The following is a 16,022-nucleotide window of genomic DNA, read 5'->3' as shown; positions in this document are numbered from 1 at the left end:
CATAAGCTGTTTGGTGTACAGGCTCCGTCATACCCCACCCTTTCGGAGTGACCGGCTTATGAAAATCCGCCAGCTTGGCCAGAACGGCCCGCAAGTATCCGCCCTTGGCTATGGCTGCATGGGGCTGGATTTCGGCTATGCCAACACGCTCTCGCGCGGTGATGGCGTCGCCATGATCCGCGCGGCGGTCGAGCGCGGCGTGACCTTCTTCGACACCGCCGAAGTCTATGGCCCATGGACCAATGAGGAAACCGTGGGCGAGGCGCTCGAACCCTTCAAGGGCAAGGTGGTGATCGCCACCAAGTTCGGTTTCGACATCGACCCGGCAACCGGCGCGATGCGCGGCACATCCAGCCACCCCGACCGCATCCGCGCCGTGGCCGAAGCCTCGCTGGGGCGCCTGCGCGTCGATGCGCTGGATGTGTTTTATCAGCACCGCGTCGATCCCAATGTGCCCATCGAGGATGTGGCCGGAACGGTCAAAGACCTGATCGCCGAGGGCAAGGTCAAGCATTTCGGCATGAGCGAACCCTCCGCCGCCACCCTGCGCCGCGCCCATGCGGTGCAGCCCGTGGCCATGGTGCAAAACGAATATTCGCTCTGGACCCGACAGGTCGAGAGCAACGGCATTCTCGACGCCTGCGATGAGCTGGGCATCGGGCTTGTCCCCTATTCGCCGCTGGGCAAGGGCTTCCTGACCGGCGCGATCACCAGCACCTCGGACGTGTCGCAGGGCGATTTCCGCGCCACCCTGCCCCGGTTTCAGGCCGATGCATTAGCCGCCAATCTGGCGCTGGTCGACGGCCTGAAGGCCATCGCCGCCCAGCATGGCGCCACCCCGGCCCAGATCGCGCTGGCATGGCTGCTGGCCCGCCGCCCCTATATCGTCCCCATCCCCGGCACCACCAAGCTGCACCGGCTGGAGGAAAACCTTGGCGCCGCCAATGTCACCCTGTCCGCCACCGATCTGGCCCAGATCGGCCTGCTGTTGGCGGGGATCGAGGTCCATGGCGCGCGCTATACCCCGGCGGCCGAAGCGATGACCGGCCTGTGAGCAATAGGGTCGGGATCAAGGAAGGCCAGAATCCGCTGCGTCTGATGGCCGTGCTTTGCGCGCTGATGGGCTTTGCCTCGATCTCGACCGATTTCTATCTGCCCGCGATGCCGACGATGGCGCGCGCGTTTCATGTCGGCCCCGGCGCAATGGAATGGACCATCGCGGCCTATCTGGTGGGCTTTTCCTCCGGGCAATTGTTCTGGGGCCCGGCGGGCGACCGCTTTGGGCGCAAGGGGCCGATTGCCATCGGGCTGGTGCTATTCGTGATCGGCTCGGCGGGCTGCGCCATGGCCGGGTCGGCGGCGGCGGTGATTGGCTGGCGCGTGCTTCAGGCGCTTGGGGCATGCGCGGGGGTGGTGCTGTCGCGCGCGATGGTGCGCGATCTCTATGGCCCGGAAAAATCGGGCCAGATGCTCTCGACGCTGATTACAGTCATGGCGATTGCCCCGCTGGTCGGGCCGTTGCTGGGGGGCCAGATCCTGCTCTGGGCGGGCTGGCGGGCGATTTTCTGGCTGCTGGTGGCGGTGGGCATTACCACCGGGTTGGGCCTTGCCACGATCCCGGAAACGCTGCCGGTGGAGCGCCGATCACAAGGGGGGCTGATACAGGCCTTTGGCGATTATCGCCGTCTGGCGGTGGACCGGCGGGTGCTGTCCTGCGCGCTGATCGGGGGCTTCTATTACGTGGGCGTCTATGCCTATGTCGCGGGCAGCCCGCTGGCCTTCATCACCTATCACCATGTCCCGGCGCAGGCCTTTGGCGTGGTGTTCGGGCTTGGCATTCTGGGCATCATGGCGGCCAACATGGCCAATGTGCGGCTCTTGCCGCTTTATGGCGGCTGGGCGCTGATGCGCTGGGGCGTGGGCCTTGCGGCGGCCTCGGGGCTGGCGATGGCCATCGTGGCCGCCACAGGATGGGGCGGGATGGTCGCGCTGGCGCTGTGCTGTTTCGTGTTTGTGGCGGCCTCGGGCCTGATCGTGGCCAATTCGATGGCCCGCGCCATGGCCCAGCATCCCCGGCAGGCAGGTGCCGTTTCGGCCATGATGGGCGCGGCCCAATATGGCAGCGGCATGATCGGCTCGGCCCTCATCAGCTTTTTCGCTGATGGCACCCCGCGCCCGATGGCCTTGACCATCGCCTTTGGCGGGATGGCGGCTTATGCCTGTCTGGGTTTGAACGGCAAAGGGGAAGGGAAAGTCGGGCATGGCGGTTGATCGCACCGATCTGGCCGATCTGGCAGCCTTTCTGGTGGTGTCGGAAGAGCGCAGCTTTACCCGCGCGGCGGCCAAGTTGGGCGTGTCGCAATCGGCATTGAGCCACACGATGCGGCGGCTGGAGGCCAAGATGGGGGTGCGCCTGCTGACGCGCACCACGCGCTCGGTTTCGCCCACCGAGGCGGGCGAGCGGCTGGTGGCCGTAATCGGCCCCGCGCTCGATCAGATCAGCGCCGGGATCGGCGAGATCACCCAGATGCGCGAGCGGCCTGCGGGCAATATCCGCATCACCGCCTCCGAACATGCCGCCAAGACGCTGCTCTGGCCCGCACTGACGCGGATCCTGCCGCAATATCCCGACATCAACGTCGAGGTGAGCATCAACAATGGCTTTGTCGATATTGTCGAGGAGCGCTTTGACGCCGGCATCCGCTTGGGCGAGGCGATTGCGCGCGACATGATCGCGGTGCGCATCGGGCCATCGCTGCGCATGGCCTGTGTGGGTTCGCCCGACTATTTCGCCCGCCATCCCATCCCCCAGACCCCGCAGGATCTGGCCCAGCACAATTGCATCAACCTGCGCATGGCCAGCAGCGGGGGCCTCTATGCTTGGGAATTTGAAAAAGAGGGCCGGGTGATGAATGTCCGCGTCGAGGGGCAATTGACCTTTGGCGGATCGAGCATGGTCTTGCAGGCCGCCGAGGCGGGCATGGGGCTGGCCATGACGGTGGATGACATTGTGCATGACAGTGTGGCATCGGGCAGTCTGGTGCGGGTGCTGGAGGACTGGTGCCCGCCCTTTGCCGGATACCACCTCTATTATCCCAGCCGCCGTCAGGCCTCGCCGGCTTTCGCCCTGCTGGTCGAGGCCCTTCGGTATCGGGATTAGGGGCGGTATCGGGATTAGGCCAACATCGCCTTCACATAGTCCGGCCGCAGCGGGATGCGCCGTGCAGGCCGCCCGGTGGCGTCCAGAAACGCCCCGGCCATCGCGGGCGCGGCCAGCGCATTGGCGCTTTCCGAACCCTGACCATAGACATCGGCCCCGGCATAGGGCGCGATCACAACTTTCAGATCGGGCATCTGCGCCGCCGTCAGGATCGGATAGGTTGACCAGTCGAGGCTGGTGACTGCGCCGGTATCAAAGCTGACCTCTTCATGCAGCGCCTCGGAAATGCCCATCAGGCACCCGGCCTGCGCCTGACGCTTCAATTGCAGCGGGTTCACCACAATGCCCGGATCGGCCACCAGCACCATGCGCTCGACCTTCACCTCGCCCGTGGCGAAGGTGACGGCGATAAAGGCCGCGCAGGCCCAATAGCCATTGTCGCGCAGCATCATCGACACGCCCCGCCCGCGCAGCACCTTGGCGCCCTTGGCCTTGGCGGCAGGCGATGCACGATTGTCCCAGCCCGATTCCTCGCGCAGCCGCTCCAGCACGGCCCGGACGCGCGGGTCCTCGGTATGGTCTATACGGAATTGCAGCGCGTCCTTGCCCGCCAGCATCGCCGCCTCGCTGATGGCCACCTCGCGGGGGAAATTCTGCTGGAACTGGATCGGGGTGCGCATCGAATGGTCGCGCAGACCGACCTTGAGCGGCGATTCGCGCTCGCCAATCTGATAGGTGCCGCGCCCGACCTCGGAAACATGAGGCACCGCGCCATAGATCCAGCGGTCGGCAATCCCCATCTTGGCCGTATGGATCGGCGAGGGATTGTCGGGCGTGGGCGCGGAAATGGTCGGCAATCCGGCCAGCAAAGCGCCGATCGGGCGATCATCCTGCATCGGCGGGCCGGAATGGGTGGCCTGATAGGTCAGCATCCGCCCGTCCGGCCCCAGACCGATGGCAAGATCGGCCACCATGGCCGAGCTTTGCGTGGACCAGCCCATATCGTCATGGCGCATCCATTGCACCCGCACCGGCACGCCCAGCGCCCGCGACAAGAGCACCGCCTCGTCCTCAGACCCCGCATTGCCGCCATTGGAACGCCCGAAATGGCCCGGCCCCGGATAGGTGCGGATCACCACCTTGTCCTCGCCGGTGGAAAGCATTCGGGCGATGGCGGCGCGCAGGAACTGGGCGTTCTGCGTATGGGTATGGACCATGACCGAGCCGTCGGGCCGCACATCGGCCAGCGAGACCGAGGGGCCGATGGGCGCGTGCTTGAGGAAGGGCATGAAATAGGCGCCGCTGTGGCGCTTGGCGGCGGGGGTTTGGGTGTCGCCCTTGGTCGCGCCCTTGGTGGGGGGCACGATGCTCCAGTCCACCTTGGTCCGCAAATGCTCTGCCAGTTTTTCGGAGGTGGGCAAGGCGGCCCAGTCGCTCCATTTCGTTTCGGCGGCCACGGCTTGGGCGGCCATCACCGCCTGCCATTCGTCGGGTGAGACAACGGCCAGCAGATTGCCGACCTGAACCAGCTTGGCCCCCGGAAACTGCGCCGCGTCCAGCCGCCCCGGTGTCACCAGCGTCGAGCCCAGCGTGGCCGGATGGATCACGCGGGCGTGAAGCATGCCCGGCAACTTCACATCGCCGACCCATTGCGTTTTGCCCGAAACCTTGGGCGCGATGATCGGGTTGGGAATGGGCTTGCCGACCTCGGTATAATCCTTGGGGCTTTTCATCGGCGGATTGCCCGTCACCACCAGCCCGCGAAAATCGGTCAGCGAGCCTTCGACCGGGATCGTCAGGCGCAGGGTCTGGCCGGAGATGAGTTCGCCATAGGTCGCGCTCTTGCCGCCGCCGGAAATCACGCCCTTGGTAATGGTCAGCGCGCTGCGCGGCACGCCGAAACGCTGGGCGGCCAGTTCCAGCACCGCCTCGCGCGTATAGGCCGCGGCCTTGCGCATATTGACCGAGGCATTGCGCAGCAGGCCGAAGGTGCCGCCGCCATCGGGGGTGCGGTCGGTGTCGCCCGCGATCACCGTGGTGATCGCCTCGACGCTCATGCCCAGTTCCTCGGCCACGATCTGGCGATAGGCGGTGTAGATCGAGCTTTGCCCGAAATCGCATTTGCCGGTGCGCATGGTCACGGTGGAGTCGGCGTGGATCTCGATCCAACTGGCCGGTTTGGCGGCGTCGAGTGAGTTGCTCTGAGCCAGCGCTCGGCCGGCAGGCAGGCCCAGCATCACCAGCAAAACGCCGCCCGCGCCGATAAAACCCCGGCGGGAAAGCGAGGCGCCGTGAATGTCGAACTGGTCGGGGGTTTCCATCACTTGAGTCATGATTACGCCTCCCCTGCCATGAGTTTTGCCGCGCGATGCGCGCCGTCCAGAATGGCCGCATAGGACGCACAGCGGCACAGATGCGGCGAAGGGCCCGACGTGGTCAGCGCCGCCTTGATGTCGGCATCGCTGGGCTTGGGGTTATGTTCGAGCAGTTCGGTGACCTTGATCATCATGCCAAACTGGCAGATGCCGCATTGGGGCACCTGTTCATCGACCCATGCCTGTTGCACCGGATGCAACCGGTCGGGGTTGGGCGCGAGGCCCTTCTGCTTGCTCCAGCGCGCAGGCAGGCCGTCGACGGTGGTGACCTCCTTGCCCTCCAGCGCGGAAATCGGCGTGATGCAGGCGCGCACCTCCTCGCCATCGACCAGCACCGAGCAGGCCCCGCATTGCGCCAGCCCGCAGCCGAACTTGGGCGTCATCACGTCCAGCTCGCCGCGCAGCACATAGAGCAGCGGCGTATCGGGCGAGGCCTTCACCTCGCGGTTTTCGCCATTCACGGTGAGCTTGGGCATGACTTATCCTCCCGGCAATTCGTTGCCGGGCATCATACGCCGATCAAAATCCGGCGATAGTCAGCGTGCGATGATAGAGCCTATGACGAGAATTCATCAAAGAAAATGGCCGGACCGGTCCCGCTTGGTGGCCAGATAGCGCGCATTATGCGGATTGGCGGGCAAGGCATGGGCTACCCGCTCAATCACATTCACGCCCACCGATTTCAGTGTTTCCACCTTGGCCGGATTGTTGGTCATCAGGCGAATGCCATGCACGCCCAAGAGTTCGAGCATCCGCGCCGCCACGGGAAAATCGCGCGCCTCATTGGGCAGGCCGAGGCGCTGGTTGGCGTCCACCGTGTCAAAACCCTGATCCTGAAGCTGATAGGCGCGCAGCTTGTTGACAAGGCCGATGCCCCGCCCTTCCTGACGCAGATAGAGCAGCACGCCCCAGCCGCCATCATTCGCCTCATCCGCCATAGCGGCCAGCGCGGCGTCCAGTTGCGGCCCGCAATCGCATTTCAAGCTGCCCAGCACATCGCCCGTCAGGCATTCGGAATGCAGCCGCACCAAAGGCACCCGGTCCGCGCTCTGCCGCCCCAGTACGAGGGCGACATGCTCGCGCAGATCATCCAGCGCGCGGAAGGCGACGATCTCGGCGCTCTCGCACACCGAGACGGGCAAGCGCGCGCGCGAGGCGATGCTCAGGTGGCGCGGGTCTTTCCAGTCCTCCAGATCGGCGGCGGAAACCTCCTGCGCCTCCTCCACCCCACTGGGATCGACGAGGAAGGCGGGCAGGACACCGGCCAGCCGCGCCAGTTCCATCGCAGCCACCGCGCTGTCATGATCGGCAATCGGCTGCGCCAAAAACGGGCCTTTGAGCGGATTGGCCAGATCGAGCGCGGGATCGCCCATCGCGCGGGCCAGCGAGAGGTCAAACCCTTCAGCCCCGCGAATCAGCACCGGGCTTTCCGGCTCTGCCGCATCGCGCTGGTTGGCCAGTTTGAGCGTGGTCGCCCGCGCGGCGGAAATCAGCATGTGACCCGAGGCCACCCCGGCCCCAAAGCCGGTTTCGGCCGGCAGCAGCACCCAAGGCCCCACCCGCACCGCCCAGCCATGGCGCAGCGCATCCAGCGCCCGCGCAACCCGCCGCGTCGCGCTCATTACAGATCGAACTCGGTAATCAGCGGCACGTGGTCAGAGCATTGCGTCCAGTCGCGGGCGTCCTCGAACACGCGATGCGCGCGGGCCTGCGCCGCCACACTGGGCGAGCCCCAGATGTGATCGAGGCGGCGCCCCTTGTCATTCACGCGCCAGTCCTTGGCGCGGTACGACCACCAGGAATAATAGCGTTCGGGCGCGGCGATCAACTGGCGGCCGATATCGACGAAATCATGCGCAGCCTGAAAACGGGCCAGCGTCTCAACCTCGATCGGCGTATGGCTGACCACTTTCAGCAGCGCCTTGTGGCTCCACACATCGCTTTCCAGCGGGGCGATGTTGAAATCGCCAAGGATGATCGTGGGGTCTTTGACCGCCCCGGCCCATTGCGTCATGCGTTCAAGGAAATCGAGCTTCTGGCCGAACTTGGGGTTGATCGTGCGGTCCGGCTCGTCGCCGCCCGCCGGGATATAGACATTCTCGACAACCACGCCGCTGTCGCTCAACCGAACGCCGACATGGCGTGCCTCGCCATTGGCCTGCCAGTCGTGGCGCGACACCTCGGTAAAGGGGATGCGGGACACCGTCGCCACGCCGTGATAGCCCTTCTGCCCATGCACCGCCTGATAGGTATAGCCCAGATCGGCAAAGGCTTGGGCTGGAAACAGTTCCGCCACCGTCTTGATTTCCTGAAGGCACAGAACATCAGGCCCATGCTCCTTCAGATAGCGTTCGACCAGCGGCATACGCAGCCGCACCGAGTTGATGTTCCATGTAGCGATAGAGATCATGGCGCAGGGCTTTAGAACATCATGCGCAAAAGGGGCAGTGCCGAATTTTCATATTTGGTAAAAAGAAAACCCTCGCTCCCCGGGGGCATGGGGAGCGAGGGTCCGTGTGTGCGTTCGTCACGCTGACAGGCGGATCTCATTGAGAGGGGTGGGCAACAGGGGGGAAAACCCACCGGCTCGTCCGTCTTGTCGAAAACCGGTATAGGCCTGCTTGCCTTGCTGCCCTATGAACGAGATCGCCAGCATTGTCGCAGATTGTCACAAGTGTGAAATTTAAGCGTATCAACGGCGGAAATTGGGCCGGATGTCGAGATATTTGAAAAGATCGTCGCCCAGATCCACGCCATATTGGTGACCCGAAAGGATAATCGTGGTCCGCCGATTCTGCGCGTCCATGGTCTGCCAGCCCACCAGTTCCAGCCCCCCCGGCGCGCCGGCCTTATGGGCAAAGCTGAGCGTCATCACGCCATATTCGGGGTGGCCCCGATCAGTTACGCGGATATTGGTGACATTGGGGTCGAGGCTGGGCAGCAGCGTGCCATATTGCGCCACGTCCTTGGCCGGGTTCAGCAGCGCGCCCATCGGGCTCTTGCCGATCGGCCAGCGCTGGGTCTGCTTGACCTCCGAATCGACAATGGTCAGCGCCTTGCCATCCGAAATGATCAGCACCGGATAGCCGCGCTGATATTGAAAGCGGATCTTGCCAGGCCGCTTCAGGCTCAGCACACCGCTCACCTGCTGGCCGGTGGAATCGGACCGCTGCACGAAATTGGCGCGCAGCGTCTCGATCCCGCGCAGGGCGGCAACGGCCTGATCGACCTGAGTCGAAGCATGTGCGGCCGAGCCGCCGGCCCCGCCTGCATTGGCCATCACGGGGGTTGGGGCCACAAGCGAAAGGGCCGCCGGTCCCGCAACCAGCAGCCCCATGGCCAGGCGCAGCATCTTGCGACGCGGCGCCAAGTGATTCGATAAGATCTGAGCTTTGTTCATACCCGCACTTATAGCGAGGCTGGCTTGAACCGCCCGTGAATCTTATGTTGCTCGAATCTTACTTGATCTTGGCTTCCTTGAATTCCACGTGCTTGCGGGCAACGGGATCATACTTGCGGAAGCTGAACTTTTCCGTGGTGTTGCGCGGGTTCTTCTTGGTCACATAGAAGAAGCCGGTGTTGGCGCTGGAAACCAGACGGATCTTGACGGTTGCGGGCTTTGCCATGACACTTTCCTAATTATTCCAGACCCGGTCCTTGCATCGCTGAAACAGCGGCGCGCCAACCAGGGCAAAATTCACATGAGCCAAGCGGCACCTTATGCGCCGCCCAACAAGAGGGTGGCCCCATGCTTTAGCCGGGGCGCAGAGTCAAGCGCGACTTGCCTATCGGCGCTTGTAATATTTGGCGTGAACGGGCCGAAGCAGCGCCGAGGCGACATGAATCAGCACAACCAGCCCTGCGGCCCCTGCGGCGGCAAAGGCGGCATAGGTGGGGTCGAGCCCCTGCAACAGCGCACCGGAGCCCATAGCCCCCACCACAAAGGCCCCAATCAGGCCAAAACCCATATCGGCCAGCCGGGTGATCAAACCCACGCGGCGCAGCAAGGCTCCGGTCAACAGGCCGACAACAGCACCGATAAGCAAAAGGGCAAGCAGGGTCATCGCGCGAATCCTTTCCGGCTCAGGATACTACAAACCTGCTGAAACACTTATCCGTCTTTTTGGCAAATCACCCCACATGGCTCAACGCATAGATCGCCACCGCGCCCGCAATGATGCGATAGATCGCAAAAGGCGTGAAGCCACGGCGGCTGATATAGGTGACAAAGCCCTTGATGACGGCCAGCGCCACCACAAAGGACACCACAAAGCCCACCGCGATCTCGCTGAAGCCCACAGCCGAGGTGCCCGCCGCCAGTTCATGGCGATGGCTGGCCAATTGCAGCACGGTCGCGCCCAGCATGGTGGGGATGGCAAGGAAGAAGCTGAATTCGGCCGCCGTCGAACGGTTGATGCCCATGCACAGCGCGCCCATGATCGTCGCGCCCGAACGCGACACCCCCGGCACCATGGCCAGACATTGCATCAACCCCACGCCAAAGCACTTGGACACCGGCAATTGACCGATGCCGACATAATCGCCGCCCTTGGCAAAACGTTCGATGGCGATGATCGCCACGCCGCCCACCACCAGCGCCCATGCCACCACCAGCGGGCTTTCAAGCAGAATGTCGATCTTCTTTTTAAAGATCAGCCCCAGCACCACGGCGGGAATAAACGCCACCAGCAGGTTGATGACAAACTGGATCGCGGTCTTTTCGCCGCGAATCAGCCCCAGACCCACCGCCCAGAACGTGCGCCAATACAGCACCACCACCGCCAGAATCGCGCCCAACTGGATCACGATGTTGAACACCGACCATTGCGCATCGTCATAGCCGAACAGCTTGGCGGCAAGGATCAGGTGGCCTGTGGAAGAAACCGGCAGGAATTCCGTCAGACCTTCGACAATGCCGAGCAGGATGGCGGTGACTAGCAAGGGCATGAATTGTCCTTAATTTTGGCGGGAGAGGAAGATCACGCTTCGCCTGCAAAGGCGCGTTCGTCAAATTGCAAACTTGCAAGGCGGGCATAAAGTCCGCCCGCCTGGGTCAATTCCTCGTGGCGGCCCAGCTCGACGATGCGCCCGCCCTCCATCACCACGATGCGGTCGGCCTGACGCACGGTGGCAAGGCGATGGGCAATGACCAGCGTGGTGCGGCCCTGCATCAGATGGTCGAGCGCATCCTGCACCAGACGCTCGCTTTCGGCGTCCAGCGCGGATGTTGCCTCGTCCAGCAACAGGATCGGCGCATCGCGCAACACCGCGCGGGCAATCGCTATGCGCTGACGCTGGCCGCCTGACAGGCGCGCGCCGTTTTCGCCAAGGAATGTGTCCAAACCTTCAGGCAATTCGCGCAGGAAGGTTTCGGCATTGGCCGCACGGGCCGCCTCCCAGATCGCCTCATCCGACGCGCCCCAATTGCCGTAACGCAGATTGTCGCGCGCGCTGGCGGCAAACAGCACGCCCTCCTGCGGCACAAGGGCCATGCGCTGGCGGATCTCGGCCGGATCCGCGCCCGTCAGAGGCACGCCGTCCAGTTTGATCGCCCCGCCCTGCGGATCATAGAATCGCTCGGCCAGCTGAAAAATCGTCGATTTGCCTGCCCCCGAAGGGCCGACGATCGCCACCGTCTCGCCCGGCTCGACCTTCAGGTCGAAATTGGCCAGTGCCGCCACTTCGGGCCGCGAGGGATAGCGGAAGGTCACGTTCTCAAAGCTGATCTGGCCGCGCGCCGGGCTGGGCAGAGCAATCGGCTTGGCGGGCGGCGCAATCGCGGGCCGTTCATTGAGCAATTCGGACAGACGGCTTGCCGCACCGGCGGCCCGCACCAGATCGCCGTAAACCTCGGTGAGCGAACCGAAGGCCCCGGCCACCAGCGCGCCGGTCAGCACGAATTGGGCGATGATCCCGCCCGAAATCTCGCCGCTGGCCACGCCCGCCGCCCCGCGCCACATCAGCAGCACCAGCGAACCCAGCACCAAAAGCGTCACCACGCTGGTCATGGTCGAGCGGATCTTGATCCGGCGCAGCGCCGTCCCAAAGCTGCGCTCGACGGCGGCGGAGAAACGGTCGCTCTCGCGTGTCTCCTGGTTAAACGCCTGCACGATGCGGGCGGCGCCCAGCACCTCGGTCACCATCGCGCCGATGTCGGCGATGCGGTCCTGACTGGATCGCGATTCGCGGCGCAGACGCCGCCCGAACCACACAATCGGCCCCACCACCACCGGAATGGCGATCACCAGCATCCCGGTCAGCTTGGGCGCGAGGAAGAAGAGGATCGCAATGCCGACAATCGCCGTGATCGCATTGCGCAGCGCCACCGAAACCGTCGTGCCCACCACCTGTTCGATGAGCGCCGTGTCGGCGGTCATGCGGCTGGAAATTTCCTTGGGGCTGTTTTCCTCAAAGAAGCTGGGGGGCTGACGCAGCAAATTGCGCTGAACCGCAAGGCGGACATCGGCCACCACGCGCTCGCCCAGCCACGAGACATTGAAGAAGCGCACCGCTGTGCCGATGGCCAGCACCACCACCATGGCCAGCAGGGTTTCGAACCAGCGGTCGATGGTCGCCGGATCGCTGCCGCGCGAAAAGCCCTTGTCCACCACCTGCCGGAAACCCCAAGGCACGCTGGCCGTAGTGGCCGAGGTGACGATCAGTGCCGCCCCCGCCATCGCCAGCCGCCCCGGATAGGCCACCGCCGCGCGCCACACCATGCGCAGCGGCCCCAGATCCTTCGACGGCTTGGGGGAAACGGCCTCCTCGCCAGAAGCGCCATCTGGCGCGCCAGATGCCATGGGGGCGGGGGAAACGGGGGCTTCAGCTTGGCTCGCAGACATGGGCCAGCGCCCTATAGGATTTTTAGGCGGTTTGGAACCGGGCAAGCAAAGAATGGTTAGCAAGATGAGGCCGTCATATTGCTCCGACTACTGAATACTAAGCCATGGTCGGATTGCAACATTGAAGGAATATGGCGATATGTATGACAACAAGACGTTGGCGTATTCCCCCTCTATGACGCCGCGCAAAGGATAAGTTGATGTTATACAACGCTTATGAAATGCAACGCAGCCTTCTTTCAGGCGCCAGCGCCTGGGCATCGGTCATGGCCGAAACGTTGACGAATCCGGCCAATCCGATGGCGGCGCTGGGTCTGGGACAGGTGATGGCCTCGGCTTTGGATGTTTTTTCTCACGCTGCCATGCCGCGGGGCAAACCCACGTTCGACATTGAAACCGTGACGGTCGATGGCGTCTCGCATGGCGTGACCGAAGCCATCGTCCAGCACCGCCCTTTCGGCAATCTGCTGCGCTTCAGCCACGACGGCCTGCCCGCCGATGCGCCCAAATTGCTGATCGTCGCGCCGATGAGCGGCCACTATGCCACGCTGCTGCGCGGGACAGTGGCGCGGATGATGGAACGCGCGGTGGTTTACATCACCGACTGGGCCGACGCCAAGATGGTGCCGATGGAGGCCGGGCGCTTCGATCTGGATGATTATATCGACTATCTGATCGGCTATCTCGAATTCATCGGCCCGAACACGCATATGCTGGCCGTGTGTCAGCCCTCGGTGCCCGCCTATGCGGCAACGGCAATCATGGGCGCCAACAAGCACCCCTGCCGTCCGCTGAGCCTGACCTTGATGGGCGGACCGGTGGACACGCGCGAGGCGCCCACCAGCGTCAATGACGTGGCCGTTACCCGGCCGCTCAGCTGGTTCGAGCATCATGTGATCGCCCAGGTTCCGCTGCATTACCCCGGCGCCGGGCGCAAGGTCTATCCCGGCTTCCTGCAACTCGCGGGCTTCATCAGCATGAACCTGCATTCGCACATGATGAGCCACTGGCAGATGTTCAAGCATCTGGTCGAAGGCGATGACGACAGCGCGGATTCGACCAAGGGCTTTTACGAGGAATATCGCAGCGTCTGCGACATGACCTCGGATTTCTATCTCCAGACCATCGAGCATGTGTTCCAGAAACATTCGCTGCCCAAGGGCGAATTTGTCCATCGCGGCAAGCCGATTGATCTGGGCGCGATCACCGATACGGCGCTGCTGGCGGTGGAAGGCGAGCGCGACGATATTTCCGGCATCGGCCAGACCCGCGCCGCGCTGACGCTGGCGCATAACCTGCCTGAGGCGAACAAGCGCTATCTGCTGGCCGAAAGCGTGGGCCATTACGGCATCTTCAACGGCAGCAAATGGCGCGGAAGAATTGCCCCGGTGGTTGAGGAATGGATGGCCGCGCACGCATCGCGTTGATTTAACACCATTCCAAGTAAAAAGGCCCGTGTTACGATTCGGCACAGTAAAAATGCGGGATGGTTAACGAGTCTACACCAGTAAATACCCCCATGATAGCCACGTCCTCACCTAATAACAGGAGAGTGACGTGGCTGTTTCCTTGGCAATGGGCGGCACCAGCATCGCCGCGAATGAATTAAAACCCAATCCGGGCCTTGTGCTCAAAGCCATTGCCAGCGTGCCTTGGGGCGAGCGCACCTTGCTGCGTTTTTACAAACGCGTGTACAATCGCTTCTTTCCCCGCAGCCGCGCCACCACCGTGTTTGGCGCCAGTTTCGATTGCGAGGCGGGCGATCTCATTCAGGCCAGCATCCTGCATTTCGGCCTGTGGGAGCCGCATATGACGGCGCTGATGAAACATCTGATCGAACCGGGGACAGTGATCGTCGATATTGGCGCGAACATCGGCTATTATACGTTGATGTTCAGTCAGTTGGCCGGGCCCGACGGGCGGGTGATCGCGATAGAGGCGCTGCCGCGTCTGGCCGAATATGGGCGGGCCAACAGCGCGCGCAACGGGGCCACCAATGTCGATGTGCGCGGATGCGCCGTCGCTGCGCAGGCGGGCGAGCTGACCATTTACGAAGGGCCGCAGAGCAACATCGGCATGACCAGCCTGCTGCCCGGCGCGCATCGCACCGGCGGGGCCAAGGTGCGGGCCATGCCGCTCGATCAGGTGCTGAGCGCCAGCGAATGCGCGGATTGCTCGTTCATCAAGATCGACATCGAGGGCGCCGAAGTGCCGGTGCTCAATCAGTTCCTCGACCAGATCGACCGCTTTTCCCGCCGCCCGACGCTGGCCGTCGAGGCAACGCCCGATGAGGATGGCGCATGGCTCGCCCTGTTCGACCGTTTCGTGGCCGCCGGTTATGTGCCGATCCGCATGTTCAACAGCTATGACTGGCTCGACGCGCTGCATTACGAGGACAAGCCGCTGGAAATCGTCCACAGCCTGCCGCGCGAACAAAGCGACCTGTTGATGGTTCACCCCGACAATGCGCGGGCCTTTGCCACGGCCATGGATCTGGTGCTGGGCCGGTCAGGCCGCTAAACGCGCTTCTCCCCGGCGCAGCAGCCAATGCTGCGCCGGTTTTTCCACCAGCCGATAGAGCGCCGCCGAGGCCACCAGCACGATCATCAGGAACAGGCCCAGCTTGCCCAGCCCCACGGTCAGATCGGGGCCGACGAAAAGCATCTTGAAGACAATAAACAGCAGGAAGTGGGCCAGATAGGTCGAATAGCTGATCTCGCCAAGCCAGTGCAGCGGGCCTGAACGCAGCAGCCGCGCAGGCGTGCGATCCTCCAGCGAGAGCGCCAGAATTAGCGCAGCAAAGACGCCCGGCACATAGGACGCCTCGGGCAGATGCAGCACCACGCCCCCTTCGAGCAGCGCGATCATCGCCGCCCAGGCTCCGGTGCAGATATCAGGCACATCGCGCCAGCGCGCCCACAGTATCCGCAGCACATTGCCCGTCCAGAATTCCAGCAGGCAACGCATGAGCCCGGTGCGCTGGATTTCATATCCCAGATAATCGTCCGAGCCATGCAGCGCGAAATAGGCCCACAGCCCCGCCAGCAAACCGCAGCCCAGCGCCACCAGCGCCCGCGTAGACCAATAACGCCACGGCGCGGCCATCACCGTAAAGGGAAACAGCAGATAGGCCGCCCACTCGCAGGAAATCGACCATGCCGGTTCATTCCACATCAGCCCGATGGTCATGCCCCAGTTCTGCATCAGCAACACATGAAGCGGCAATTCGCCCCAGCGATAAAAGCTGGTATCGCGCCCCGTGGCCGCCAGCAGCCCCACCAGCGCGACAAAGCCGCCCAGCAGCACCATATGCAAAGGCCAGATCCGCGCGATCCGCCGCAGCCAGAAGCGCATCATCCCCCGCGCCCCGCGATAGGCCGGATTTTCCGCGCAGGAATGCCACAGCACAAAGCCCGAGAGAATGAAGAACAGATCAACCGCCAGATAGCCATGGCTGAGCAAGGCATAGGCCATCGGTCCCACCGCGGCCTTCAGCGTGACGCGGGTGTGGAACAGCACGACATACCAAGCCGCCAGCCCGCGCAAGCCCGTCAGCGCGTCAAGCTGGGGCGCAAGCGCCCGCGCGCCGGGCAGGGCGGCGACCTGCTGCGTCCTGTCCATCAGCGCCGCCCCCATGTTCCGGCG

At 63.7% G+C, this 16,022-nt stretch carries 15 protein-coding genes; 5 read left to right on the top strand and 10 right to left on the bottom strand.

Annotation, left to right across the window (positions count from 1 at the left end; translation table 11 throughout):
- The first annotated feature begins 58 nt into the window (after nucleotides 1-58).
- Genes FHW96_RS08900 through FHW96_RS08890 form a run of 3 tightly spaced genes read left to right on the top strand, consistent with a single transcriptional unit; the run spans nucleotide 59 to nucleotide 3,160 of the window.
- Complete coding sequence (locus FHW96_RS08900; RefSeq protein ID WP_172340195.1) at nucleotides 59-1,054, top strand: aldo/keto reductase; 996 nt, start codon at nucleotides 59-61, stop codon at nucleotides 1,052-1,054.
- On the top strand, nucleotides 1,051-2,271 hold the full coding sequence (locus FHW96_RS08895; RefSeq protein WP_371815674.1) for a multidrug effflux MFS transporter: 1,221 nt from the start codon (nucleotides 1,051-1,053) through the stop codon (nucleotides 2,269-2,271). Before FHW96_RS08900 ends, FHW96_RS08895 begins: the two co-directional genes overlap by 4 nt.
- Nucleotides 2,261-3,160 (top strand): LysR family transcriptional regulator, encoded by a 900-nt coding sequence (locus FHW96_RS08890; protein ID WP_172340194.1) that lies wholly within the window; start codon nucleotides 2,261-2,263, stop codon nucleotides 3,158-3,160. Before FHW96_RS08895 ends, FHW96_RS08890 begins: the two co-directional genes overlap by 11 nt.
- A gap of 14 nt (nucleotides 3,161-3,174) precedes the next feature.
- On the opposite strand, the gene FHW96_RS08885 is transcribed toward FHW96_RS08890, so the two are convergent.
- From FHW96_RS08885 to FHW96_RS08845, 9 genes are all read right to left on the bottom strand, one after another.
- Entirely contained in the window at nucleotides 3,175-5,493 is a 2,319-nt protein-coding gene (locus FHW96_RS08885; RefSeq protein ID WP_172340193.1) for a molybdopterin cofactor-binding domain-containing protein, read from the bottom strand.
- Between the two features lie 2 nt (nucleotides 5,494-5,495).
- Nucleotides 5,496-6,011 carry a (2Fe-2S)-binding protein gene (locus FHW96_RS08880; RefSeq protein ID WP_172340192.1) on the bottom strand — a complete coding sequence of 172 codons (516 nt, stop codon included), beginning with the start codon at nucleotides 6,009-6,011 and terminating at the stop codon, nucleotides 5,496-5,498.
- 96 nt (nucleotides 6,012-6,107) lie between these two features.
- A complete protein-coding gene (ribA, locus tag FHW96_RS08875) occupies nucleotides 6,108-7,157 on the bottom strand; it encodes a GTP cyclohydrolase II (RefSeq protein WP_172340191.1) in 1,050 nt (349 codons plus the stop codon).
- The gene (locus FHW96_RS08870; RefSeq protein ID WP_172340190.1) at nucleotides 7,157-7,945 is read right to left on the bottom strand and encodes an exodeoxyribonuclease III; all 789 of its coding nucleotides are present in this window, start codon (nucleotides 7,943-7,945) and stop codon (nucleotides 7,157-7,159) included. Before FHW96_RS08870 ends, ribA begins: the two co-directional genes overlap by 1 nt.
- Before the next feature lie 282 nt (nucleotides 7,946-8,227).
- On the bottom strand, nucleotides 8,228-8,887 hold the full coding sequence (locus FHW96_RS08865) for an outer-membrane lipoprotein carrier protein LolA (protein WP_253950828.1): 660 nt from the start codon (nucleotides 8,885-8,887) through the stop codon (nucleotides 8,228-8,230).
- A 106-nt stretch (nucleotides 8,888-8,993) separates the two neighbouring features.
- Entirely contained in the window at nucleotides 8,994-9,161 is a 168-nt protein-coding gene (gene rpmG, locus FHW96_RS08860) for a 50S ribosomal protein L33 (protein ID WP_168603399.1), read from the bottom strand.
- Nucleotides 9,162-9,320: 159 nt separating this feature from the next.
- Nucleotides 9,321-9,599, bottom strand: a complete 279-nt coding sequence (locus tag FHW96_RS08855) for a hypothetical protein (RefSeq protein WP_172340188.1) — start codon at nucleotides 9,597-9,599, stop codon at nucleotides 9,321-9,323.
- Nucleotides 9,600-9,666: 67 nt separating this feature from the next.
- Complete coding sequence (locus FHW96_RS08850; protein WP_172340187.1) at nucleotides 9,667-10,482, bottom strand: undecaprenyl-diphosphate phosphatase; 816 nt, start codon at nucleotides 10,480-10,482, stop codon at nucleotides 9,667-9,669.
- 32 nt (nucleotides 10,483-10,514) lie between these two features.
- On the bottom strand, nucleotides 10,515-12,377 hold the full coding sequence (locus tag FHW96_RS08845) for an ABC transporter transmembrane domain-containing protein (RefSeq protein WP_172340186.1): 1,863 nt from the start codon (nucleotides 12,375-12,377) through the stop codon (nucleotides 10,515-10,517).
- Nucleotides 12,378-12,577: 200 nt separating this feature from the next.
- Here FHW96_RS08845 and FHW96_RS08840 point away from each other — a divergent pair, with 200 nt between their 5' ends.
- Together FHW96_RS08840 and FHW96_RS08835 are read left to right on the top strand one after the other, a co-directional pair.
- Nucleotides 12,578-13,804: a polyhydroxyalkanoate depolymerase gene (locus FHW96_RS08840; RefSeq protein WP_172340185.1), complete on the top strand. Its 1,227-nt coding sequence runs from the start codon at nucleotides 12,578-12,580 to the stop codon at nucleotides 13,802-13,804.
- Nucleotides 13,805-13,934: 130 nt separating this feature from the next.
- Nucleotides 13,935-14,897, top strand: a complete 963-nt coding sequence (locus tag FHW96_RS08835) for an FkbM family methyltransferase (protein ID WP_172340184.1) — start codon at nucleotides 13,935-13,937, stop codon at nucleotides 14,895-14,897.
- On the opposite strand, the gene FHW96_RS08830 is transcribed toward FHW96_RS08835, so the two are convergent.
- The gene (locus tag FHW96_RS08830; RefSeq protein ID WP_172340183.1) at nucleotides 14,886-15,998 is read right to left on the bottom strand and encodes an acyltransferase; all 1,113 of its coding nucleotides are present in this window, start codon (nucleotides 15,996-15,998) and stop codon (nucleotides 14,886-14,888) included. The two genes, FHW96_RS08835 and FHW96_RS08830, sit on opposite strands and share 12 nt — an antisense overlap.
- Between the last annotated feature and the right edge of the window lie 24 nt (nucleotides 15,999-16,022).

Source organism: Novosphingobium sp. SG751A (assembly GCF_013149295.1).
In the GTDB taxonomy this organism is placed as follows: domain Bacteria; phylum Pseudomonadota; class Alphaproteobacteria; order Sphingomonadales; family Sphingomonadaceae; genus Novosphingobium.
This window is presented reverse-complemented; position numbering and strand designations above follow the sequence as displayed.